The sequence below is a fragment of the Rhodococcus sp. no. 34 genome (assembly GCF_054589475.1).
This window is the reverse complement of record NZ_BAAILK010000012.1, coordinates 441554-464926: the sequence shown is the minus strand read 5'-3', so window position 1 is coordinate 464926 and position 23373 is coordinate 441554. Positions and strand designations below refer to the sequence as shown.

Below are 23373 nucleotides of genomic sequence, written 5' to 3'. Positions count from 1 at the left end.
GGTGAAACTGATTGCCCGACAGCTGATGCGGCGGTTCCACTGGTCACGGTCGGTGGCCAATGGCGTCGGTGTCCTGGTTGTCACCGTCCTGTTCTTCATGCTGGTCGACGGCGTCCTGGTCCGCGGAATCTATGCAGCGACCAACTCGATCTTCAGTCTGCAGAACTCGACCACTCGCGACGGCGTCGTCGAACCGCAGGATCCGATGAAATCGGGTAGCCCCGAATCAGCCGCTCCCTGGGACACATTGGGGTTCGAGGGACGAAACTTCGTCTCGCGCGGACTCGACGCGCAGGAACTCGAAGCGGCAACCGGTAAGCCTGCGATGGATCCGATTCGCGTATATGCCGGACTTGAAAGCGCCGAAGATCCCGAAGAGCGTATGGATCTGGTCATCAAGGAGCTGGAGAGGACCGGCGCATTCCAGCGCAAGGTTCTCGTGGTCATTCCGACGACGGGTACGGGGTGGGTCAATCCCACTGCGGCACAGGCAATCGAACTTGTGCATGACGGCGACACTGCTCTTGTCGCCAGCCAGTACTCGTACCTGCCGAGTTGGATCTCGTTCCTCGCCGACCAGGAGAAGGCGCAAGCTGCCGGACGCCTGTTGATCGAGCGGGTACACGAAAGATGGCTCCAGGAACCGGAAGCCACCAGGCCGAAGTTCATGGTCTACGGCGAGAGCCTCGGCGTCATGGCCGGCGCCGGAGCCTTCGACACACTGCAGGCGGCGCGCGATACCGCCGACGGAATTCTGTGGGTGGGCCCGCCGAACGCGACGCAGTTGTGGCGTTCGATCGAGAAGAGGCGCGATCCAGGCACTCCCGAAGTAGCTCCTGTCTACGCGGACGGCTTGGCCGGCGTGCGGTTCGCGGATCGCTCCGAAGACATTCCGACCGACGGGATGACGTGGCCGCAGCCGCGGGTTCTGTTTGTCCAGCACCCTTCCGATCCAGTGGTGTGGTGGTCACCCGACCTCATGTTCAATCGGCCCGAGTGGCTCAAGGAAGTGCCCGGTTTCGACCGCTCGCCGTCGATGAAATGGTTCCCGATCGTGACGTTCTGGCAGGTGTCGGCCGACCTCGGTAACGCCGCGGGAGTTCCGGACGGCCATGGTCACAATTACGGAACCTCTGTTCTGGACGCCTGGATCAGCGTCGTCCAGCCCGAGGGATGGACGGCCGCAGAAACCGAGCGAGTGCGGTCGGCATTGGTTGTCGCCGTGAAATCAGAGGGCCCCGAGAAGTGAGGGGAGTCGCCTCGATCGCGCTCTCCGCTACCGCGATCACCTGGAGCAACGTCGTGCTTCCGGCATTCGGTCTTTCGCCCCGAGCCCGCGCCGTGGTCAACACCGCGGCCGGTCTGTCGGCCATCGGAGTCCTACTCGCACGTGGTTACACCCGCGAGGAACTCGGCTTGGCGCACACCGGCATTCGTGGTGGTTCTCAGTTCGGCGGAGCCGCGGCGGGGGCGGTCCTCACGGGCTACAGCGTCGCTTTGGCCGTTCCCTCCTTGCGCGCGACTCTCGCTGCCGACGAGCGAGCAGACGGCCGCGAAGACTTCCTCGAATGGATCATCCTGCACATCCCGTTCGGGACGGTGCTCTCCGAGGAACTGTTGTTCCGTAGCGCGATGTCGGCCGTCTGGAGCCGCGAACTGAACAGGCCGACCGCGCAGGCTGTTCACGCACTGACCTTCGGGCTGTGGCACGTCGCCCCCGCCCGCGGTGCCGGCGACAACGTTCCCGCAGCCGTGGCGTTCACCGGCGCTTCGGCATTGCTGTTCGAGTGGCTGCACCGCCGTGGCGGCAGCGTACTTGCCCCCGCCCTGCTGCACCTGGCCACGAATGCCGGTGGCGCACTTGCCGTTCGTATCGCTACTCGCAGACAGGGAGTGAACTGATGCCGCCCCGCCGCGCCGTCGACCCCGCCGAATTTCGTGCCGCCGTCCTGGCCGTCGGCCCGTGGCTTCGAGATCCGGAACTGCCGAAGCCTTCGCGCAGTGAACTCGGTGCGGCAGTGAAGATGAGTGCGCGCACTCTCGAACAGATCGCCCCCGGATCGAGCGTCGAGGTGCGGGTCCCACCGTTTGTTGCGGTGCAATGCATCGAAGGTCCGCGTCACACGCGCGGAACCCCGCCCAACGTCGTCGAGACGGACGCTCGGACGTGGTTGCAGATGGTCACCGGATTGCTCGAGTTCTCCGAGGCCTCAGGTGACGGAAGAGTCGACGCCTCAGGTAGCCGCGCTCCCGAAATTGCGCACTGGCTCCCACTGCTCCGGTTGGCGTAGTGACAGAGACCATCCGGTTCGCTTCGGCGTGATCTGAGACCCAAGGCAGCCCTCAGGGGAAGTGAGTCCCAAAATGGCCGTAGACTGTGGATGCCCCCCAACCCCTGCCCACAAAGGGAGCGCCCGGTGACTCGTGCCGATCTGTCGGTCAACAGTCCAAATCTCCTCGCTTCGAACCCGTCCGACGAGGACGAGAACGAGCCCCGCGAAGAATGCGGTGTATTCGGCGTCTGGGCGCCGGGAGAGGATGTGGCGAAGCTCACTTATTACGGCCTGTACGCACTTCAGCACCGTGGTCAAGAAGCTGCCGGCATTGCGGTAGCCGACGGCTCCCAGGTGCTGGTGTTCAAGGATCTCGGCCTGGTCAGCCAGGTATTCGACGAGCAGACCCTCGCAGCGATGCCAGGTCACGTCGCCGTCGGACATTGCCGTTACTCCACCACCGGTTCCACGACGTGGGAGAACGCGCAGCCCATCTTCCGTACGACCACTGCCGGCACCGGCATCGCGCTCGGCCACAACGGCAACCTGGTCAACACCGCTGAACTCGCGAGCCGCACCCGTGCCGCCGGCCTGGTCAACGACAAGCGCCCCAATGCCGCGACTTCCGACTCCGACCTAATCGGTGGTCTCCTGGCACACGCTGCCGGCGACAGCACCATCGAACAGGCCGCGATGGAATTGCTTCCCACGTTGGAGGGCGCGTTCTGCCTCACCTTCATGGACGAGCACACGCTGTACGCAGCGCGCGATCCGCACGGCATCCGCCCGCTCTGCCTCGGTCGACTCGACCGCGGTTGGGTAGTCGCCAGCGAGACCGCAGCCCTCGACATCGTCGGTGCGTCGTTCGTTCGCGACATCGAACCCGGTGAGCTGCTTGCGATCGACGCCGACGGCGTCCGCTCCTCGCGTTTCGCGAATCCGACTCCCAAGGGCTGTGTTTTCGAGTACGTCTACCTCGCGCGTCCCGACAGCGTCATCGGTGGCCGTTCGGTCCACTCGACCCGCGTCGAGATCGGCCGTCTGCTCGCCAGCGAGCATCCCGCCGAAGGTGATCTGGTCATCCCTGTTCCCGAGTCCGGCACCCCCGCAGCCGTCGGGTACGCCCAGGGTTCGGGCATTCCTTACGGCCAGGGTTTGATGAAGAACGCCTACGTCGGCCGTACCTTCATCCAGCCGTCGCAGACGATCCGTCAGCTCGGTATCAGGCTCAAGCTCAACCCGCTCAAGGAAGTCATCCGCGGCAAGCGGCTTGTGGTGGTGGACGATTCGATCGTCCGCGGTAACACTCAGCGTGCGCTCATCCGGATGCTCCGCGAAGCCGGCGCCCTCGAAATTCACGTCCGTATCGCCTCGCCGCCGGTCAAGTGGCCCTGCTTCTACGGTATCGACTTCGCCTCACCGGCCGAGTTGATCGCCAACGGCGCAGGCGGACAGGACGCGACGTTCGAGGAAATGCTCGACGGCGTGCGTCGTTCCATCGGAGCTGACACCCTCGGATACATCTCCACCGAGGGCATGATCGCCGCCACCGAGCAGCCGGCCAGCCGTCTGTGCGCCGCGTGCTTCGACGGGACCTACCCGATCGCGCTTCCCAAGGAAACCTCGATCGGCAAGAACGTCCTCGAGGGGATGCTCGAGAGCACTGCAGGTTCGACGGCCACTCGCGACAACGACAATGCGAGCGCGCTCAGCCGCCCCTGAACATCAGAATCGTTGAAATTCGACAGCCGAGAATCTGCCGTCCACAGCATGTGGGCGGCAGATTTTCTGTTCACGACTTTCTGTTCCACGACACGGCATACGTCGTGAGCATCTGGCATAGTGCCCTCCGTGGCGCAACTGAGAATGGATGGGCACCGGGTCCTGGTCGCAGACCTGGTGGGGGACACCATCAAAGCGATCAACGGCTCGATGGTGGCGTACGAGGGTGCGATTACCTTCAAGAACGCCGGAATGGGCGGTGGCGGTGGGTTACGTGCCGCGCTGAAACAGAAGGCGGCAGGTGAATCACTGTCCCTGATGGAAGTCAGCGGACAAGGCACCGTCTACTTCGCGGTCGACGCCCAGGACATCACGATCATCGAGCTCAACAACGACGCTTTGCACGTCGAAGCCTCACAATTGCTCGCACTGGTCGGACAGCTGCGAACCGATGTGAAATTTGCCGGCCTCCGCGGCGCAGGTTCCGGACAGGGCTTGTTCACGACGGTCGTCAGCGGCACCGGTCTGGTGGCCGTGCTGTCGAAGGGCGGACCGATCATCGCGCTCGAAGTCAGCCCGCAGTATCCGCTGGTTGCCGATCCCGACGCATTCGTCGCTCACCGTGGCCAGCTCAACCAGAGCTTCGTCACCGACGTCACCTGGCGCTCCGCGATCGGCGGTGGCAGCGGTGAAGCGTTCTCGCTGCGATTCGACGGATCCGGAGTCGTCTACATCCAGCCCGAGGAGCGCTGAACCATGCCGTTGGAATTGGTGAACAGCAAGGTCGTCAAGTCGACCCTCGCGCCGGGCCAGAACGTTCTTGCCCGCACCGGGTCGATGCTCTACTACACCGGTGACGTCCGCTTCATCCCGCACAGCATGGGCGGTGGGCCCGGCGCCATGCCGAACATGGGCGGTATCGCCGGGATGGCCGGCCGCATGATGTCCGGCGAACACGCACGCATGATGGCGGCCGAGGGAAACGGTGAGGTCTTCTACGGGCACGCCGGCTTGTACGTCGAGGTCATCCACCTCGACGGGTCGTCAATGCTCACCGTCGAAGCCGACCGACTCCTCGCACACGACGGTTACCTCCAGAGTTCGATAGTCGCTCTCACGTCGCAGGGCGGTGTGCGCGGAGCAGTACGCGGCGCCATGACCGGTCAAGGACTGTTCACGACGCAGTTGCACGGACAGGGAAGCGTCGCGGTCCTCTCGCACGGGGGCGCGATTCCGTTGCAGGTCGGTCCGAACAATCCTCAGGTCGTCGTCGACCCGCAGGCATACGTGTGCCACATCGGTCAGATCAACGTCGACATCTCCGCGAACGTCGGCTGGCGCGAGGCCGTCGGCAAGGGCTCGGGGGAGTCCATCCAGCTGAAGATGACCGGCGCCGGCACCGTTTGGGTCCAGGCGTCCGAGCAGAAGTTCTGAGAGGGCACAGAGCATGGGTATCGAAATTCACAATCCGGCAACTCTGCCCGCCAACGACAACGTCCCGGGCAACGACTACGCCTTCTGCGTCGAGATGGCCGGACAACCGTGGTTCACGTCCAAGGGCGCGATGATCGCGTACTACGGAAACATCAACTTCGAGCCGCTCGGGCGCACGAGCATGACGGCGATCGTCGCGGCCAGGTTTTCTTCACCGCTCTACGCGGACGACTGGGTGCTCGCTCAGGGACAGGGCAAGTTGATCCTCGGGGACCGCGGATTCAACATCAATTCCTACGACCTCGACGACGGCAACCTCACGATTCGCGCGGCCAATCTCCTCGCCTTCGAGACCAGCCTGGACCTCAAACAGTCCATCGTCCCAGGCTTTTTGACGCTACTGGGGACAGGCAAGTTCCTGGCGTCGTCCAATGGCCCGGTCATGTTCGCGGAGCCGCCGCTGCGCATCGACCCGCAGGCGTTGGTGGGTTGGGCCGACTGCCCGTCGCCGTCCCACCACTTCGATGCCGACTGGATGCAGAGCTTCCTGGGCGCGGTTCGCGGAAGCATGTTCGGCGCGAACACCGGCGAAGAACGCCAGTTCGATTTCACCGGAGCCGGGACGGTACTGATCCAGTCGAGCGAGAAGGTCGTCCACGACGGACACCTCCTCAAACACATCGAATCCGAGACGGTCGCACTCGGGCAGAACAGTCTGCGCGCACTGCACGCCTCGATCGGTGCGCGGCTGCAGAACTGACGTCTCGGGGTACGCGAGGTCTCACCGAGGGGGCCGGTCCGGTAGCGTATGGGCGTAATCGTCGGTATTTGTGTGCGCGCTCTGGGTCTCGAGTCGAACGATCCATCTCGCGTCACGAGGATTGCAAACACTTCACATTGCAAGACCACTTACCTGTGCACGAGCAATACGTGCTCGCGAGAAATACAAGGCTGGAGTAGTAACCCGATGACCGAGGACAGTCACCGCACCGCAGGCGCCTCCTACGCGGCAGCAGGAGTCGATATCGCCGCAGGCGACCGGGCGGTGGAACTCTTCGCCCCTCTGGCCAAGAAGGCCAGCCGCCCCGAGGTCATGGGTGGCCTCGGTGGTTTCGCCGGCTTGTTCTCCCTCAAGGGTGATTACAAGGAGCCGTTGCTCGCCGCATCGACTGACGGCGTCGGAACCAAGCTCGCTGTCGCGCAGGCGATGGACAAGCACGACACGGTCGGACTCGACCTCGTCGCCATGGTTGTCGACGACCTCGTCGTCTGTGGCGCTGAGCCGCTGTTCCTCCAGGACTACATCGCCGTCGGCCGGGTCATCCCCGAGCGCGTCGCGGAATTGGTCAGCGGAATCGCCGAGGGCTGCATCCAGGCCGGCTGCGCTCTCCTCGGCGGCGAGACCGCCGAGCACCCCGGCATCATGGCCGACGGTGACTACGACCTTTCCGCCACCGGTGTCGGCGTCGTGGAGGCCGAGAAGCTGCTCGGACCGGATCGCGTTCGCCCCGGCGACGTCGTCATCGCCATGGGTTCTTCGGGACTGCACTCCAACGGTTACTCACTGGCCCGCAAGGTCCTGCTCGAGATCGACCGCATGAACCTGAGCGCACACGTCGACGAGTTCGGCCGCACGCTCGGTGAGGAACTGCTCGAGCCCACCAAGATCTACGCCAAGGACTGCCTGGCACTCGCTGCCGAGACCGACGTGCGCACGTTCTGCCACGTCACCGGTGGCGGCCTCGCCAACAACCTCGCGCGCGTCATGCCCAAGGGCTTGGTCGCCGAACTCGATCGCGGAACCTGGAGCCCCGCTCCGGTCTTCGCCATGATCGCGCAGCGCGGACGCGTCGAGCGCGCCGAGATGGAGCAGACGTTCAACATGGGCGTCGGCATGGTCGCCGTCGTCGCACCCGAGGACGTCGACCGCGCACTTGCCGTCCTCACCGCACGCCACATCGACTGCTGGACGCTCGGTAGCGTCAAGAAGGCGTCGGACGCCGCTGCAGAGCGTGCGTTCCTGGTCGGAGACCACCCGCGCTTCTAGACCGCAACGTCAACTGCCCCATCGGAGAGATCCGGTGGGGCAGTTTTGTGTGTCCGTGCAAGCAGGCGCGAGGCGGAAAATGGAACGCAAAAATGAGGAAGAGCGATCAGCTCTTCCTCATTTCACAGTCTGCGCGGTGGCAGTGCGCGGTCAACGCCGCCAGTCGTCGTAGTCGTCCTCTCGCGCATGCCCTTCCCTATCGGAAGTCTGGTCCGATCGGACACTGCTCCGATGCGAGTTGGTCGATCCACCTGCGAGCTCTCTTTGCAGGCTGTCGAAATCCGTGGTCGGTACGCTGTATTTCAATTCGCGTGCAACCTTGGTCTGCTTTGCCTTAGCCCGGCCGCGGCCCATGGCTGACCCCCTCGCGCTTTCGCGGGGCGGCCTGGGGAATTTGGCGGCCCCGTTTGAGTGTGTAAGTTTCCTGACACACACTCTAGCGTGGAAAAGTCGCTTCCGCTTCCACGAAGGCCTCACCGCCGTGTCTGATTGCTCTCACTATGGCCGCGAGCTGCCAGGATGCTGAAAGAACTCGTCAGAACTTTGTGAGAACTGCTCAGAAGTTTCCGGGAATTGCGCGAATCGTCCCCACTCGGGCGTCGCCGCCGAAGACCGGAGCGGATGCGAGAGCCGCCAACTCCTCGGTCCACTCGGTGTTCATCCGCTTGAGCAGAGCTGCCGCCAAGGGCAGGAGCGCCCGCTCGTGACCGTCGTCGATCTTGAGGGCGAAAGCGGAACCGTCGGGAAGCGCTCCGGCGTAGATGCCGTCGTATCCGGTCTTGGAGAACAGACCCGGCACGGCGGACATCAGGCGCTGATCGTTGCGGCCGGTGCCCGAGACGAGGAAGGGGTTCTCGCGGACCGCGTCGGCCACAGCTCGTTCGGGTGAGTCGGGCTCAGCCGAGGGCAGGCGTCCGAATGCCCGAGCCAGGTTTGTGAGCGAGAGCGGCACGATCGGGAGACCACAACCGTCGATGCCGAGTTCCTGCTCTTCCTCGCCGCTGAGATCGAAGATCGTCTCCTGGATCGCGAGTTGGAGGGGATGAGTCGGCTCCATGTACGTCTCGAGCGGCCAGTCGTTCACGACGCACGTGGCGAGCATCGCGGAGTGCTTGCCCGAGCAGGTCATGTAGATCGGGCTGGGAAGCTCGCCCGCTGCGATCAGTTCGGCTCGGGCCAGTTCGTTGCCCGGCAGATCGGAGGGGCACTGCAACTGGTCGACACCGAGTTGGTAGCGAGCGAGAAGCGCTGCGACCAGTTCGATGTGATCGGCCTCGCCCGCATGTGAGGACGACGCGACGGCCAACTCTTCCGGACTGGTGGGTGCAAAGCCGTTACGAAGCGCAGCGACGGCTTGCAGCGGCTTGTTCGCCGAGCGCGGGTAGATAGGTGTGTGAATTTCCCCGAGTCCGACAACGACCTCGCCGTCGGCGCCGAGAATGACGGCCGATCCGCGATGCACGCATTCGCGGAATCCGGAGCGGACCACTTCCACCAATTCGATACTCACGAGTGCACCTGCGCTTCTGCTTGTTCGATGAACCTCTGGACGCGCGCGGTGACGTTCGGTGCAAGGTCGGTGTGTTCTGCGAGCAGCCGTCGAAGCCGCTCAGGGTCCGTTCCGGCGAAGACCTCTCGAACAGTCACTCCGTGATCCGGTACGTGGACTCGGGTGACCGAATCGCCCGCGGCGATCGTGCCGGTCCGGTTGACGCGAAGGTAGGCGCCGACGTCGGTCCGCTCGGTGAATCTTTTGACCCAGCCCTTTTCCGCGGCCCAGATGCCGAAGGTGCCGCACGGGACGCGGGGCGCGGTCACTTCGAGTTCGAGAACGTCCGACGCCTCGGCTCCGGTGATGTGCCAACGCTCGCCGATCACGGCGTCCGTGACAAGCATCCCGCTGATGTGAAGATTCTCGCCGAACCAACCGGGGCCGAGGGGTCGGCCCAATTCGTCCGACCAACGCTGCGCTTCGTCGCGCTGATACGCGTAGACAGCTTGGAAGGCGCCGCCGTGGAACTCGGTGTCGCAGACGTAGTCGCCACCCAGTCCGAGTCGGCCGACCGCGACGCGGCCGTCGACGGGACGTTTGTCGATCGCGGTACGGGGGACTCGCCTGACGCCACTGTCACGTTCGGTGTGGACGACGCAGACCGCGTCGACCGTGCCCGTCACTTTCCGCGCAATCGGTTGACAGCCTCACGTCCGGCCTGGGGTGCGTCGTCCGCCACGATCGAATCCGGATCGATGGACGCAGCGCTGGGGCCGGCCATCAGTTCGGTGTCGACCGGGATGTTGCGCTTGATCAGAGCGAGTGCGATGGGGCCGAGCTCGTGATGATTGACGACGGTCCCGACGCGTCCGACGGCCCGTCCGCCCGCCGTGATCGGGTCACCCGGTTCCGGGACGGCTTCGGCGCTGCCGTCGAGGTGCAACATGACGAGATGGCGCGGGGGCTTGCCGAGATTGTGAACTCGGGCGACGGTTTCCTGACCGCGGTAGCACCCCTTGTCGAGGTGGACGGCGCCGTGCTCGGCCGGCCCACCGATCCAGTGGACCTCGTGCGGGATGGTCCGTTCGTCGGTGTCCAGTCCGAGGCGAGGCCTCGTCGCTTCGACGCGCAGTGCCTCGAAGGCCCAACTGCCGGCGGGCTTGGCGCCGGCATCGGTCAGCCTGGTCCACCACGCTGCCAGTTGCTCACGTGGGACGAGAAGGTCGAAAGAGTTCTCGGTAGGCCACGGCATGCGGCGGACAAATCCGCCGTCGGCCAAGGCGTGAGCGTCGTAGGCCTCGGTGGGTGTCTGAACCTCGAGTGCGGCGAGGACAGTTGACGCTTCGGGTCCGATCAGGCTCAGGACCGCGAGTTCGTTGCCGTCTCGAGGTTCGGCCTTGGACCAGAACACCATCTTCTTCAAGAAGGAGAGAAGGTCGGGTCCGCGGTTCGCCTCGGTGTCGATCCAGGTGACACCGGCCAGGTCCGTCTGCACGAAGTGGTGCTCGACGCGTCCGTTGACGTCCAGGCTCAAGTTCTCGGCACTCTTGCCGTCGGGGAGCGCGGCGATGTGCTGGCTCGAAATCGTGTGCAGCCACGTGAGGCGTTCGTCGCCGGGAATGGCGATCACGAATCTGTGACTGCGGTCGACCACCACTGCTGCGCGCTGCGCGGTTCGCTGTTCGCCGAGGGGATCGCCGTAGTGCCACGCGACACCCATGTCGGCCGAACCGTCCGGTGCGGTGACCGCGCCGGGGGAAGTCAGAAGTGGGCTGTTGGGCACAAGAGCGTTGTCGACCACGAGACCAGTCTAGGAGTGTGGGCGGGATCGCGGTTACAGGGCGGCCCCGGCGGCTTGGCGGATCGTTAGGGTTGATGGCATGCCTGATCGCGTATTGGTGACTCTCGACCATGAGGTGCTCGATGCTGACGCACCGTTTCTGCACGCCGACGACCTGGCGGTGGTGCGCGGCGACGGAGTCTTCGAGACGCTGTTGGTACGCGACGGCCGCGCCCGGGTGGTCGAGGGACACCTGAGTCGACTGGTTCTGAGCGCACGGGCACTCGGTCTGCCCGCTCCGGTTCTCGATGATTGGCGTCTGGCGATCGAGATGGCTGCCGAGGAATGGGGGACCGAGAAGGAAGGCGCCCTTCGTCTCGTTCTGACCCGCGGCCGTGAGAGCGGCGACAAGCCGACAGCCTTCGTGATGGTCGGTCCGGTGGCCGATCGGGTCAGACAGGTCCGCGAATCGGGGTTGTCGGTGATGACTCTCGAGCGAGGTTTCTCTGTCGATCTCTCTGCCCGGGCACCCTGGCAGCTACTGGGCGCGAAGACGTTGTCGTACGCAACCAACATGGCAGCGCTTCGATATGCGGCGAATTTGGGTGCTGACGATGTGATCTTCGTCAGTTCCGAGGGCAATGTGTTGGAGGGACCACGCTCGACGGTGGTGATCGTTCGGGACAGGACTTTGATCACACCGCCTCCCGCACAGGGCATTTTGATGGGCACTACGCAGCGCGCCCTGTTCGACGTTGCCGGCAGTGCTCGCTTCGATTGCCGATACGAAACCCTCCGACCTGCGGATTTGATTGCGGCCGACGGAGTGTGGATGGTTTCGAGCGTCACGCTGGCCGCACGCGTCCATACACTCGACGGGCTCACATTGCCAGAGCCGAAGGTCTCCGGGGAATTCGCGGAATTGGTTGAACGTGCAATTGATTCGGATTCAGCAGGGCGATAGGCGAATAGGAATCGCGACAGGTCTCTACTACATTTGGTAGTAGCAAAGTCCTGCGGTCCAAACCGGACAGCAGTACCGTGTCCGCAGGGGCCGAGCGACTGCCCGCGTCTCGAACCCCGAAGCCTGTCCCAGGGCCCTACTCTCGGAGTAGCCAATGGATACTTTGGACGTCTCCAGGTGGCAGTTCGGTATCACTACCGTCTACCACTTCATCCTTGTTCCGCTGACCATCGGACTTGCACCGATGATCGCGATCATGCAGACGATGTGGGTGGTCACCAAAAAGGACCACTGGTATCGGCTCACCAAGTTTTTCGGCAAGCTGTTTCTCATCAACTTCGCACTCGGTGTAGCCACCGGCATCGTGCAGGAGTTCCAGTTCGGCATGAACTGGAGCGAGTACTCGCGATTCGTCGGTGACGTCTTCGGAGCTCCACTTGCATTGGAAGGCCTGGTCGCCTTCTTCATGGAGTCCGTCTTCATCGGACTCTGGATCTTCGGTTGGGGCAGGCTGCCCAAACTTGTACACCTGGCGTGCATTTGGCTCGTGGCGATCGGCGTCAACGCGTCGGCGTTCTTCATCATCGCGGCTAACTCGTTCATGCAGCATCCGGTCGGTGCGACGTACAACCCTGAAACGGGTCGTGCCGAACTCACCAGCATCTGGGAGTTGTTGACCAACAACACCGCTCTTGCTGCCTTCCCGCACGCGGTTGCCGGCGCCTTCCTGACGGCGGCGACGTTTGTTGCCGGCATCAGTGGTTGGTGGATGGTGCGGAACATGCGCCGCGCCAAGCAGGCTGAGGCCGCCGAAGCCGAGCGTCTCGAAACCGACGCACGAACGATGTACCGCCCGGCAACACGATTCGCCTTGCTCGTCATGATCGTGGCCGGAATCGGCATCATCTACACCGGTGACGTTCAAGGCAAGCTCATGTTCCAGCAGCAACCCATGAAGATGGCGTCGGCAGAGTCGCTGTGCGACACCGAGATGGATCCGGATTTCTCGATTCTCACCATCGGTACACACAACAACTGTGACAGCGTGACGCACGTTCTGAAGGTGCCGTTCGTTCTACCGTGGTTGGCCGAGGGCAAGTTCACCGGCGTCGAACTGCAAGGCGTGAACCAACTGCAGGAGCAGGCGGAGCAGGACTTCGGACCGGGCAACTACCGACCGAATCTCTTTGTCACGTACTGGTCTTTCCGCGCCATGATCGGCCTCGCCGCCGGTTCGGCAGCACTGGCTCTCGCGGGACTGTGGGTCACACGTAAGGGGCGGGTCCCGGACCAGAAGTGGTTCGGAATCCTCAGTCTCGTCGCGATTCCCACTCCGTTCATGGCGAACAGCGCGGGCTGGATCTTCACAGAGATGGGCCGTCAGCCCTGGGTGGTGCATCCCAATCCGACCGGCGTCGACATGATCAGACTGACTGTCGACCAAGGTGTTTCGGACCACGCGTCGGCTACCGTCTGGGCTTCGCTGATCACCTTCACCCTCCTGTACGGAGCGCTGGGTGTGGTCTGGTTCAAGCTGATCGTGCGGTACGCGAAGGAAGGTCCGTTGGAGCACGACATGCATCCACCGGGCGATACGGATCATGACGAGCCGGAAGATCCGGACAAGCCCAAACAACTGTCGTTCGCGTACTAGGAGGCGATCATGGGACTTCAAGAAGTATGGTTCGTGCTCGTCGCAGTACTGTTCATCGGTTACTTCGTCCTCGAAGGGTTCGACTTCGGTGTCGGAATGCTCATGCCGATCGTCGGCAGAGGCAGTGACCTCCCGGCCGATACGCGTCGACGGGTGGCGCTCAACACGATCGGCCCGGTGTGGGACGGCAACGAGGTGTGGCTGATCACCGCCGGTGGCGCGATGTTCGCGGCATTCCCGGAGTGGTACGCGACGTTGTTCTCCGGGTTCTATCTACCGCTGCTGATCATCCTGGTGGCCTTGATCGTTCGTATCTGTGCCATCGAATGGCGAAGCAAGATCGACGACGACAAATGGCGTCAGCGTTGCGACTGGGGCATCATCTTCGGCTCCTGGGTCCCGGCAGTTCTCTGGGGCGTGGCTTTCGCGAACATCGTTCGGGGCGTGGCGATCAACGCCGACAAGCAGGTCGAGTCGGGATTCTTCGATCTGCTCAATCCGTACGCGCTGCTCGGCGGTCTGACCACCGCGCTGGTGTTCGCTCTCCACGGCGCAGTGTTCCTGGCACTCAAGAGTGCCGACGAGGTTCGTGAAGACGCCGTGAAAATTGCCGCACGACTGGCAATTCCGGCTATTCCGGTCGCCGGCGGATTCGTCCTCTGGACGCAACTCGCCTACGGCAAGGGATGGACGTGGATTCTGGTAGCCGCCGCTGCTGCCGCACTGATCGGCGTCGTCTTCCTGACGCGGGCCGAGCGCGAAGGCTGGGCCTTCGTTCTCACCTGTGTGGCCGTCATCGCCACTGTCGTGCTGCTGTTCGCCTCGCTGTTCCCGAACGTCATGCCGTCGACGCTGGATCCGGCGTACAGCCTGACCATCGAGAACGCGTCGTCGAGTCCGTACACGCTCAAGGTGATGACGTGGGCCGCGGCATTCATGACGCCGGTGGTGATCATCTACCAGGGCTGGACGTACTGGGTGTTCCGACAGCGCATCTCCTCCAAGCAGATTCCGGCGTCGATCGGTCTGCGATTCAAGGAGAAGACGTGGTAGTCGCGAACCCTGAATCACGACACATTCGAAACACGAAAGAACTGACGGTCGAATTCACGTGACAATCGAAGTAGGCGACGCTCCCACCACTCGGGAGCGTCGCCGGGGGCCGATCGACCCGCGGCTGTGGCGACATTCCGCTTCTGCGCGCGGCTACCTGATCCTGACTGTTGCTCTGTCGATGGTGAACGTCGTGATGGTCATCGTCGCGGCGCTCATGATCGGCCGGGTGCTGGCCGGAGTGATCACCAATCGAACTGTGGATGTTTCCTCGTGGACAACCGAATTGGTTGTTCTCGCCGCAGCTGTGGCGGTCCGAGTTCTGGGGACTTGGCTGCAGACCAGGTATGCGCACCGGGCGTCGACTCGCGTCGTTGCCGAGATCAAGAACGGCGTGCTGACGTCGGCGACGGCGATGAGTCCTCGCGATCTGGATCCGCGGCGTGACGAGATCGCGACCGTGGTCACCCGAGGTGTCGACGGCCTTGGTCCGTACCTGACGGGTTACCTTCCGGCCCTGGTCTTGTCGGTGACGCTGACACCCATCACCCTGATAGTCATTGCGGTGCAGGACATGACGTCTGCGGTCATCATCTTCGTGACGCTGCCGCTGATCCCCATCTTCATGATTCTGATCGGCCTGCTGACAAAGGGTAAGTCGGAGAAGACGCTTGCAGCGATGACCACGTTGTCTTCGCAACTGCTCGATCTCCTTGCCGGTTTGCCGACGCTGCGGGCGCTCGGTCGTCAGCAAGGTCCTGCCGAGCGCGTCCGTGAACTCGGTGACGCTCATCGGCGAACGACGATGTCAGCTCTCCGCGTCGCGTTCCTGTCCTCGATGGTGCTGGAACTGCTCGCAACGCTCTGCGTCGCGTTGGTGGCCGTGAGTATCGGCTTGCGACTGGTGTACGGCGACATGTCACTCGAGCCGGGGATAGTCGCGTTGATCCTCGCCCCCGAGGTGTACCTGCCACTTCGGATGGTGGGAACCCAGTTCCACGCCGCCGAGGACGGAATGGCGGCAGCCGACAAGGCATTCGAGGTTATCGAGGCGGATTCTGCCGCACCGGAGGGTGGTAGCACGACGGTGGTCGCTCGCGGTGCCGACATCGCCTTCGACGGACTCGGCGTGACCTCTCGTGGGGGAGTCGCACCGTCTCAACTTTCCGCCGTGGCGTTGCCAGGGGCGATCACCGTGCTCACCGGTCCCAACGGCTGCGGCAAGTCGACGGCAGTGCACGCGCTACTCGGACTGATCGAACCGAGCAGTGGCCGCGTGACGGTCGCCGGCGTCGATGTCCGAGACCTGGACGAGCACGCGTGGTGGAGTCAGTTGGCCTGGCTTCCCCAGCATCCGGTCCTCCTACCTGGCACCGTTCGTGAAAATCTCGATCTCACCGGGGTCGTCGATGCGCAAGCACTGACCCGCGCCGCTGCTGCGACGGGATTCGACGCGGTACTGGCCGAGCTGCCTGCGGGCGTCGAGACCGTGATCGGCGTCGGCGGCACTGGTCTGTCGTTGGGGCAGCGGCAGCGCCTAGCACTGACACGCGTGCTTGCCTCGGACCGCGCAGTTCTTGTCCTGGACGAACCCACCGCTCACCTCGACTCGGATTCGGAAGGGACAGTGTTGGCTTCTCTGAGAGCACGGGCGGAGCGTGGCGACACCGTGGTCGTGATCGGCCACCGTCCGAGTGTGCTTGCCGCAGCTGACCGGATCGTCGAGGTACACGCTCATGAGAAGTGACACTCACGATCCGCTTCTGCGTGCTCTGCGGCTACTGGAACTTCGGCCACGACGCGTACTGACGGCGGTAGCGGCGGGTGTGGCAACACTCGGTAGCGCACTCGCCTTGGCCGCGCTGTCCGCATGGTTGATCACGCGTGCTTGGGAGATGCCCCCCGTTCTCGACCTCAGTGTTGCGGTGGTTGCCGTACGAGCATTGGGAATCTCACGTGGTGTCTTCCGCTATCTCGAACGATTGACGACGCACGACGTCGCGTTGCGCGGAACCACCGCGGCGCGATCGAGGATCTACCAGCAGTTGGCCGCAGGAGATCCCGCGGCCGCCGCCGGACTACGGCGAGGTGACCTGCTCTCACGTACGGGCGCCGACGTGGATGCACTGGGCGACGTCGTCGTCAAAGCACTGATCCCGATTGCGGTTTCGATTGTCCTCGCGTTTGCTGCGGTGGGAATCCTGTTGTTCATCTCGGTTCCGGCCGCGCTCATCCTGGCTGTTGCGCTGGCGGTGTCCGGGATCGCGGCACCCTGGCTTTCGGCTCGTGCTGCTCGCCTCGCCGAGGCCGACAGTTCTGCTGCCGCAGCGCGATTCAGTGAGTCCGCGGTGACCGCCCTCGACCATACCGCCGAGCTCCGGGTATCGGGTCGCTTGGATCAGGCGGTGAGTGAGGCGGTCTCTGCCGAGAACGATGTGGTCGACGCAACCGATCGCGCGGCGGTCCCGAGTGCCTTTGCCGCCGCTGCCACGCCCCTGGCAATCGGAGTGAGCGTCCTCGGTGCCCTGCTGATCGGAATTACGCTATACGGAACCACCGACATGTCACCGATGTCCATGGGAATCCTTGTACTGCTTCCGCTGTCGGCTTTCGAGGGAACCGCGATACTGCCCAGCGCGGCGGTGGCATTGACCAAGGCGCGGCTGGCGTCGGCACGCATCATGGCGGTACTCGATCGAGCCGACGCCGAACACGTTGAAGGAAATCGTGCGTGGCCGGAGGACGGGGTCCTGAGTGTGCACGCGTTGCGGGCGGGTTGGCCCGGGGGAAAGGTGACCGAACCGCTGTCGGTGGATCTTCCTCGCGGTGCTCGTGTTGCCGTCGTCGGCGAGAGTGGATCGGGAAAGACCACTGCGCTGATGACGATGGCGGGACTGCTGCCGCCCGTCGCGGGAACAGTTCGTGTTGACTCGGTGGACGTTTCGGATATCGATCCGGCCGAGCTGCGTCGGCACGTGGGGTACTTCGCCGAGGACGCACACCTCTTCGAGACGTCGGTACTCGAGAACCTGCGCGTTGCGCGCGGTGACCTCACCGTCGAGGACGCGGAGAAAGCACTTGCCGCAGTCGGTCTCGGCGAGTGGCTGGCGGAACTGCCGGACGGGCTCGACACCTACCTGGTCGGCGGCATGCGAGCGGTTTCGGGCGGTGAGCGTCGTCGGTTGCTGTTGGCGCGCGCGATCGTCTCGCCTGCGGAGGTGCTGTTGCTCGACGAGCCGACCGAGCACATGGACGCGGAGGCGGGCGATCAGTTGCTCCGCGAGTTGCTCAGTCGCGACGCATCGCTGGTCGATTCTTCGCGAACCGTTGTTGTCGTCACCCACCAACTTCCGGACGGCACAGCAGCTGACCAGGTGATATGCGTCGGAAAAGTTTCTGTGGAAAATACGTTGCCGTCATCGTGAAGTGGGCGTACTTTCTCCTGTACACAAGGAAGGAGGTGGTCTGAAATTGAAGTACAGACGGACGCGTGAGGTGGCTGCCAGCTAGCCGCAATCGCTGATGGAATTCACTTACCGCGTGAGCGGCCGGCGAATCCCAGGCAGCCACCCGACCCCCGAGCCCCCGATCAGTCCGACCGGGATCCGCGCGAAAGCGTGGGTGTGGCTCGGGGGTCGCTTCGTGCTGTGCGCCTTTATCAACCCCCGGCGGTTAATAAAGGCGCACAGCGTGGACAAGGATTAGGCCCCCACCATCCACCGCGCTCGAGGATCGCTCTGACCTCGGCTGCAGTTCGGCACGAGGCTCCTTCCACCTCCTCCCAACCGAAGACCAGTGTGGCGTTGCCTGACAGTTCGGATGCGTTTCCTCGCCGACGATCACGCAGTGCAGTCGCTCGAGAAGAGTGGAAGGCAAATCCGTCGAGTCGAACGATCAGTGCGACACCGCAATTGCGGTAGTCGACGTCCTCGTAGAGAGTTCTCCCATCGACGAGGACCGGCGATTGCCGTCGTGCTTCCGGCAAACCGTGTGCTCGCTCGACCTCGATTGCGTAGCGATGCTCGAGTACCGACTGGACACCGCGATCCAACAGGTCCAATGTCGAGGACAGTGCTTTGACATATCGCCTCGGCCGGCGGCATTCCATTCGGGTGCGCAATTCCATCCGTGACACTTTGCACGCCGTGGCGGAGCGAACCAGAGAACGAGCGGCGTCGCGAGCCGACGGCTCTGCAACCGCCAGGTCAATTGCGGTGTCGGCCAGCGAAGTACGAGCAGGCTGAGTGGCAACGCCGATGTGGGCCTGAGCGCGCGAACGATGAACGATCACTCCGGGATGGGCAGTGGACCACCCCAACGGAACGGGGCGCGCCGGGGAGCGTTCTGGTCTGACCGTCGGACTCTGACAGCGGGAGGATCTGCCGTATCGGACCGTGATGTGGATCGGCAGTTCGGACTCGATGTGCGTGAGTCCCCACTCTTCAGCTGCAGTCCGGTGGCTCAGGTAAGTCTCTCCGCCGCCGAACAGCAGTGCGGCCTCGAGAATCATTGCTCGGTTGAGCGGCCCGTTGGTGCTGGATTGAACGCCGTGGAGGACGGAAGTCCATTGACCCGATTCGACCAGATGTTGGATGCGGCGCGGTGAATAGCCGAAAGGGCGTAGTTGTTTATTGGTCGCGAGTCCGTGTTGGAAGTCGAAGAGTCTTCGGAGATCAGGATCGATGTAGTCGCAGCTCATGCGAATACCGTGAGATCGCGGACCGACAAGAATCGGTCGAAGATGCCGCTCCGAAGTCCGCCTGTGGAATTTGTCGGTGCCTGTGGATAAATCTGCTGTGCGCCTTTATTAACCGCCGGGGGTTAATAAAGGCGCACAGCAGAGCTAGCCGATGTAGCGCGTCAGGCGGGCCGAGAGACGCGGTTCCAGGCCACCGTCAGACATGATCCGCTCTTCGACGTACGCGAGGTCGCCGCCTTCGACGATGCCGTACAGACGCTTCGCGCCGCCGTACAGTGCACCGGACTGGCTGCGGATCACCACGTCGGTGGCAAGTTCCCACGACGCTTGGGTGAGTGCGCGCCCGTAGTACATTTCGACGACACCGGAGCTGTGGCTGAGCAGGAGTTCGACCACTTCCTGGTTGACGCTGCCCGGGATGCCGTCGCCGCCCATGCGCCAGTAACCGCTCTCGCGCAGATCGGGGCTCACGTACTTGCCCTCGGCGTCGAGGCGCCAGGACCGGGACTCCCAATTGAGGTACGGGCCGCCGTCGTGCGAGATGACAATCTGCTGACCGAAGGCGTAGTCGCCGGTCTCGTCGTGTCCTTCACCTTCGCCGCGCCAGACACCGACGAGGGGGAGAAGCGCGAGGAGTTCGGGATTGATATCCGGGCCGAGGCGCAGGTTTGCGGTGTCCTCCGGCAACGGAAGGTCCGGCAGGGTCGGAATGTTGAGCGACGCCGTCGACTTGGAGCGCTCGACGGCGATGGCGACAGCTTCGTCCCCGCTGCCGCGCCTCACGGCACCTGCAGCGGCGGAATCGTCAGCGGTCGCGTCGGACCCTGAATCCGGAGCCTGACTCACGACTCGTCGGTGACCAAGCGGTACACGACGTACACGGAGAACCAAGCGATCATGACGGATGCGAGTGCGAGGAGTACCTCGAAGAAAATGACCACGGGTACATCTTAGACCGCGGCGACCGACCGGAAAAATCGGGAGCCGGAATGCAGAAGGCCCCGCACCGGAGGGGTGCGGGGCCGCCTGACAAAGCAGGAATTACTTGCTGACGGTCACGTCCACGTTGTGCACGCCCGAGCCCTCGGGAGCGACGGTGGAGGTGCCGTTGCCCGAGCTGGACAGTGCACGCACGGTCCACTCGCCCGGAGCGGCGAAGAAGCGGAAATCGCCGGTTCCCGATGCCACGACCTCGGCCGTGAACTCTCCGGAGCCGTCGAGCAGACGCACGAATGCGCCGCCGATGGGCTGGCCGTCAGCTGCGAGAACGCGGCCGGTGATGACCGTTTCCTTCTCGACGTCGACGCCGGCAGGCAGGGTCTGGCCCTGGGTAGGTGCTCCACACATGATCAGGCTCCCAATTCGATCGGTGCGCCGACGAGTGAGCCGTATTCGACCCAGCTGCCGTCGTAGTTCTTGACGTTGTTCTTGCCGAGGATCTCCTGCAGGACGAACCAGGTGTGGCTCGAACGCTCGCCGATGCGGCAGTAGGCGATCGTTTCCTTGGTGTCGTCGAAGCCCTTTTCCGCGTACAGCTTGGCGAGGTCGTCGTCCGACTTGAAGGTGCCGTCCTCGTTGGCGGTGGTGCTCCACGGGATGTTGATGGCTCCGGGGACGTGGCCACGCTGCTGTGCCTGCTCCTGCGGAAGGTGGGCGGGAGCGAGGATCTTGCCCGAGAACTCGTCAGGGCTACGAACGTCGACGAGGTTCTTGCTGCCGATGGCGTCGATGACCTCGTCGCGGAATGCGCGGATCGAGAAGTCGGGGGTCTCGGCCTTGTACTGCGTGGCTTCGCGGTTGACTGCGTCCTTGGAGAGCGGGCGGCCGTCGAGTTCCCACTTCTTGCGGCCGCCGTCGATCAGCTTGATGTCCTGGTGGCCGTACAGCTTGAAGTACCAGTAAGCGTAAGCGGCGAACCAGTTGTTGTTGCCACCGTAGAGAACGACGGTGTCGTCGTTCGCAATGCCTTTGGCGGAGAGCAGATCCGAGAACTGCTCCTGGTTCAGGAAGTCGCGTCGGACGCCGTCCTGGAGGTCCTTGCGCCAGTCGAGCTTGACTGCACCCTCGATGTGGCCGCCGTCGTATGCGCTGGTGTCCTCGTCCACCTCGACAAAAACGGTCTTGGGGGTGTTGAGGTTCTGCTCAGCCCAGTCAGCGGAGACTAGGACGTCGGAGCGAGCCATGGTGTTCCTTTCGATGTGGTCTTGCATCGGTCGTTTTCTAGCAGGGGTTCAGCAGGGTTGTGGGGCAAGCGTTTTCACGCGGTGGTAGCGCGGCCGGTATTTCGCAGCCTTGCGACGAGTGGATAGATCTGGCAGCCGAGGCAGATGCCGAACGCGGCGTTGAGCAGGGCCGCGAACAAGGCGAAGCCGGTGGCGACGGTGCCGACGATCGTCGACCCGGCCAGGAAACCGACCGTGCCGGCGAGTGCGAAGACGAAGCCGACGAACTGCGCGAAGCGCAGCGGCGCCACGGGTTCGCGTTCGCTGACCGGCGAGAGTCGCGGGGCGACGAGCTTGCCGAAGATCTGGCCGTACGGGCTGCGCTTGGGGCCGAGTACCGCTCCGACCGCGAAGACGATGGCCTGTAGTGCGAGAACGACGGTGGCGGCGGGCAGTGAGAAGGTCGAGAGGATGAGCGTGAGTACGAGAACGCCGGTGGTGACCCACGCGGCGAATCGAGGTCCGCGGACGTCGACCTGCTCGAGCTGGGGTGTGGTTGTGGACATCGGGAGTGCTCCTGCGCTGGATTGCATGATGCTGTGCCTGGGCCGAGAAAACGGGACGTCAAAGTCCCACTCGGTGGATTGATCACGTGAGCGAAAGCTCGAAGGTCAGAGAGATCTGACGGATGTGGTGATCAGCAACAGGTACAGCAACAGCCCCCGAGGCGGCACAGGTCTACTGCGCGGCGTCGGGTGAGCATCAGCTCGTGGCGGGTTTGCACGTCGGCGAGTTTACCCCGAATTCTCGGATTTTGGCTCGTGGGGTCCGGATAGTGGTACGAGTGCAGCTTTCAGATCGGCTGCGGATGGCACCCCGGACACCCGGAACTGTTCCTCCAGGCCACCGTCGAGGATGAAGGTGGTGGGCAGCGAGAGGACACTCATCTCGCGTGCCAGAGCCGGTTCCTTGTCGATGTCGAGCTCGATCTCCACCGGCGGACGGGGAGCGTCGGCCATCGAGATCACGACCTGACCGACGACGCGGCGTACTGCCGCGCACGGTCCGCACCAGTCGGCAGAGAAATGCAGTACGACGGGTCCGCCGTTCGGCGAAGAGACTCCAGCGGCGCGGAGCAGTTCGAGGCGACTGTCCGCCGCGCCGGTCGCGGCCGGCGTGGTGACTCGGACCTTTCCGTTGCGCGACTTGAGAAAGAGCCCGACCGCGACGACGGCGACCAGCGCGACCAGCAGAATTGTGATCCCGGTCATCGGTTCTGCAGCTCTGCGAGATCGATCGTCGTGTTTTCGGCGCTGCCTTCGATCACGATTCTTCCGCCTTCCGCGTAGACCAGGCTCGGCTGAATTCCGTAGGGGAGTGCCTGCGGATCGATCGTGTAGCTGAACAGTCCGAGGACGACGGGTTCGAGTGCTGCGGGGATCGAGAAATCGGCTTTGCCCTCCGGACCGAAGTACAGATTGCTGGCGACGATCTTGACCTGCCCACCTTCCAGAACCAGGTTGGCCTGCACACTCACTGCAGTCTCGACCGGGCCGACGGCAACCGTTCCCGTCAGCACGACGGCGCCCGCGGTGCTCGCTCCGGTTCCGCCGCTGCCCCCGGTGCCATCCGACTTGTTGGCCGGCGGCGAAGATACCTGCAGGTCAGGGATATTGAGCAGCTTTCCGAGGTCGGTGGCGTTGATTCCCATCCGGCCGTCGAGTTTGTCGACGGGGAGTTGGGTGACATTGCCGTTCACGATGTCGGAGAAGGGAACGGTGACCCCGCGCAGATCGGCCTCGACGGTCACTTCGCCCACCACGTCGCTCTGGACGCCGGTAGCTCTGACGTAGACGTCCTTGTATTTCCCGCCGAGTGCCTGGGTGAGGAAGGGGAACCCGTTGAAGGTGACCTCCGGATCCGACTCGAGTGATGCGCCGGTTCGGAGCTCGCGGGAAACCCGGTACTCGGCGTACGCGGCCGCGCCGAAATCGGCCACCAGTCCGAGGCCGAGGAGAAAGACGATGCCGATGATCAGTTTGCGCACCGCACCATTGTGACGGACTCCGGTCGGGGTTCGATGCGACGGCCCC

25 protein-coding genes are annotated in these 23373 nt (G+C 63.7%); 13 read left to right on the top strand and 12 right to left on the bottom strand.

The window, feature by feature from the left end; genetic code table 11:
- The 8 genes from ACYP01_RS03080 to purM form a co-directional block, all read left to right on the top strand.
- On the top strand, positions 1–1249 hold a 1249-nt coding region (locus ACYP01_RS03080; RefSeq protein WP_459678625.1), incomplete at its 5' end, for an alpha/beta hydrolase.
- Complete coding sequence (locus ACYP01_RS03075; RefSeq protein WP_256519823.1) at positions 1246–1902, top strand: CPBP family intramembrane glutamic endopeptidase; 657 nt, start codon at positions 1246–1248, stop codon at positions 1900–1902. The genes ACYP01_RS03080 and ACYP01_RS03075, both read left to right, overlap by 4 nt.
- Entirely contained in the window at positions 1902–2291 is a 390-nt protein-coding gene (locus tag ACYP01_RS03070; RefSeq protein WP_161120097.1) for a sterol carrier family protein, read from the top strand. The genes ACYP01_RS03075 and ACYP01_RS03070 overlap by 1 nt, the downstream gene beginning before the upstream one ends.
- Before the next feature lie 126 nt (positions 2292–2417).
- A complete protein-coding gene (gene purF, locus ACYP01_RS03065; RefSeq protein WP_003940541.1) occupies positions 2418–3995 on the top strand; it encodes an amidophosphoribosyltransferase in 1578 nt (525 codons plus the stop codon).
- Positions 3996–4139: 144 nt separating this feature from the next.
- On the top strand, positions 4140–4748 hold the full coding sequence (locus ACYP01_RS03060; protein ID WP_003940441.1) for an AIM24 family protein: 609 nt from the start codon (positions 4140–4142) through the stop codon (positions 4746–4748).
- Positions 4749–4751: 3 nt separating this feature from the next.
- Positions 4752–5429 carry an AIM24 family protein gene (locus ACYP01_RS03055; protein ID WP_003939918.1) on the top strand — a complete coding sequence of 226 codons (678 nt, stop codon included), beginning with the start codon at positions 4752–4754 and terminating at the stop codon, positions 5427–5429.
- Positions 5430–5442: 13 nt separating this feature from the next.
- Positions 5443–6189 carry an AIM24 family protein gene (locus ACYP01_RS03050; protein ID WP_003939813.1) on the top strand — a complete coding sequence of 249 codons (747 nt, stop codon included), beginning with the start codon at positions 5443–5445 and terminating at the stop codon, positions 6187–6189.
- A gap of 207 nt (positions 6190–6396) precedes the next feature.
- Positions 6397–7476, top strand: a complete 1080-nt coding sequence (gene purM, locus ACYP01_RS03045; protein WP_459678624.1) for a phosphoribosylformylglycinamidine cyclo-ligase — start codon at positions 6397–6399, stop codon at positions 7474–7476.
- Positions 7477–7626: 150 nt separating this feature from the next.
- Here the strand turns inward: purM and ACYP01_RS03040 are convergent, their stop codons facing one another.
- The 4 genes from ACYP01_RS03040 to ygfZ all read right to left on the bottom strand — a co-directional run bounded on the left by ACYP01_RS03040 (position 7627) and on the right by ygfZ (position 10769).
- Positions 7627–7830, bottom strand: coding sequence for a DUF3073 domain-containing protein (locus ACYP01_RS03040; RefSeq protein WP_003940337.1), 204 nt, complete (start codon positions 7828–7830; stop codon positions 7627–7629).
- Between the two features lie 202 nt (positions 7831–8032).
- The gene (locus ACYP01_RS03035) at positions 8033–8986 is read right to left on the bottom strand and encodes an asparaginase (RefSeq protein WP_003940365.1); all 954 of its coding nucleotides are present in this window, start codon (positions 8984–8986) and stop codon (positions 8033–8035) included.
- Complete coding sequence (locus tag ACYP01_RS03030; RefSeq protein ID WP_030535239.1) at positions 8983–9651, bottom strand: MOSC domain-containing protein; 669 nt, start codon at positions 9649–9651, stop codon at positions 8983–8985. Before ACYP01_RS03030 ends, ACYP01_RS03035 begins: the two co-directional genes overlap by 4 nt.
- Entirely contained in the window at positions 9648–10769 is a 1122-nt protein-coding gene (ygfZ, locus tag ACYP01_RS03025; RefSeq protein ID WP_459678623.1) for a CAF17-like 4Fe-4S cluster assembly/insertion protein YgfZ, read from the bottom strand. The genes ACYP01_RS03030 and ygfZ overlap by 4 nt, the downstream gene beginning before the upstream one ends.
- A 79-nt stretch (positions 10770–10848) precedes the next feature.
- On the opposite strand from ygfZ, the gene ACYP01_RS03020 reads away from it, so the two are divergent.
- The 5 genes from ACYP01_RS03020 to cydC all read left to right on the top strand — a co-directional run bounded on the left by ACYP01_RS03020 (position 10849) and on the right by cydC (position 17844).
- Positions 10849–11712, top strand: coding sequence for an aminodeoxychorismate lyase (locus tag ACYP01_RS03020; RefSeq protein WP_007733829.1), 864 nt, complete (start codon positions 10849–10851; stop codon positions 11710–11712).
- A gap of 154 nt (positions 11713–11866) precedes the next feature.
- Complete coding sequence (locus ACYP01_RS03015) at positions 11867–13366, top strand: cytochrome ubiquinol oxidase subunit I (RefSeq protein WP_020970618.1); 1500 nt, start codon at positions 11867–11869, stop codon at positions 13364–13366.
- A 9-nt stretch (positions 13367–13375) separates the two neighbouring features.
- Positions 13376–14419, top strand: coding sequence for a cytochrome d ubiquinol oxidase subunit II (gene cydB, locus ACYP01_RS03010; RefSeq protein WP_003939727.1), 1044 nt, complete (start codon positions 13376–13378; stop codon positions 14417–14419).
- Between the two features lie 58 nt (positions 14420–14477).
- Complete coding sequence (gene cydD, locus ACYP01_RS03005) at positions 14478–16166, top strand: thiol reductant ABC exporter subunit CydD (RefSeq protein WP_459678622.1); 1689 nt, start codon at positions 14478–14480, stop codon at positions 16164–16166.
- Entirely contained in the window at positions 16156–17844 is a 1689-nt protein-coding gene (gene cydC / locus ACYP01_RS03000; protein ID WP_459678621.1) for a thiol reductant ABC exporter subunit CydC, read from the top strand. The genes cydD and cydC overlap by 11 nt, the downstream gene beginning before the upstream one ends.
- Positions 17845–18077: 233 nt before the next feature.
- On the opposite strand, the gene ACYP01_RS02995 is transcribed toward cydC, so the two are convergent.
- From ACYP01_RS02995 to ACYP01_RS02960, 8 genes are all read right to left on the bottom strand, one after another.
- Positions 18078–19118 carry a type IV toxin-antitoxin system AbiEi family antitoxin domain-containing protein gene (locus ACYP01_RS02995; RefSeq protein WP_064114476.1) on the bottom strand — a complete coding sequence of 347 codons (1041 nt, stop codon included), beginning with the start codon at positions 19116–19118 and terminating at the stop codon, positions 18078–18080.
- Between the two features lie 144 nt (positions 19119–19262).
- On the bottom strand, positions 19263–19901 hold the full coding sequence (locus ACYP01_RS02990; RefSeq protein WP_037128815.1) for a heme-binding beta-barrel domain-containing protein: 639 nt from the start codon (positions 19899–19901) through the stop codon (positions 19263–19265).
- Positions 19902–20159: 258 nt separating this feature from the next.
- Positions 20160–20465, bottom strand: a complete 306-nt coding sequence (locus ACYP01_RS02985; protein WP_003939797.1) for a DUF1416 domain-containing protein — start codon at positions 20463–20465, stop codon at positions 20160–20162.
- Positions 20466–20467: 2 nt separating this feature from the next.
- The gene (locus ACYP01_RS02980) at positions 20468–21301 is read right to left on the bottom strand and encodes a sulfurtransferase (protein WP_003939859.1); all 834 of its coding nucleotides are present in this window, start codon (positions 21299–21301) and stop codon (positions 20468–20470) included.
- A 74-nt stretch (positions 21302–21375) separates the two neighbouring features.
- Positions 21376–21846, bottom strand: coding sequence for a DUF4395 domain-containing protein (locus tag ACYP01_RS02975; RefSeq protein WP_003940408.1), 471 nt, complete (start codon positions 21844–21846; stop codon positions 21376–21378).
- Between the two features lie 131 nt (positions 21847–21977).
- Positions 21978–22064 (bottom strand): putative leader peptide, encoded by an 87-nt coding sequence (locus ACYP01_RS02970; protein ID WP_350318872.1) that lies wholly within the window; start codon positions 22062–22064, stop codon positions 21978–21980.
- A gap of 10 nt (positions 22065–22074) precedes the next feature.
- Complete coding sequence (locus ACYP01_RS02965) at positions 22075–22551, bottom strand: thioredoxin family protein (protein ID WP_003939684.1); 477 nt, start codon at positions 22549–22551, stop codon at positions 22075–22077.
- On the bottom strand, positions 22548–23327 hold the full coding sequence (locus tag ACYP01_RS02960) for an LmeA family phospholipid-binding protein (RefSeq protein WP_003939847.1): 780 nt from the start codon (positions 23325–23327) through the stop codon (positions 22548–22550). The genes ACYP01_RS02965 and ACYP01_RS02960 overlap by 4 nt, the downstream gene beginning before the upstream one ends.
- Between the last annotated feature and the right edge of the window lie 46 nt (positions 23328–23373).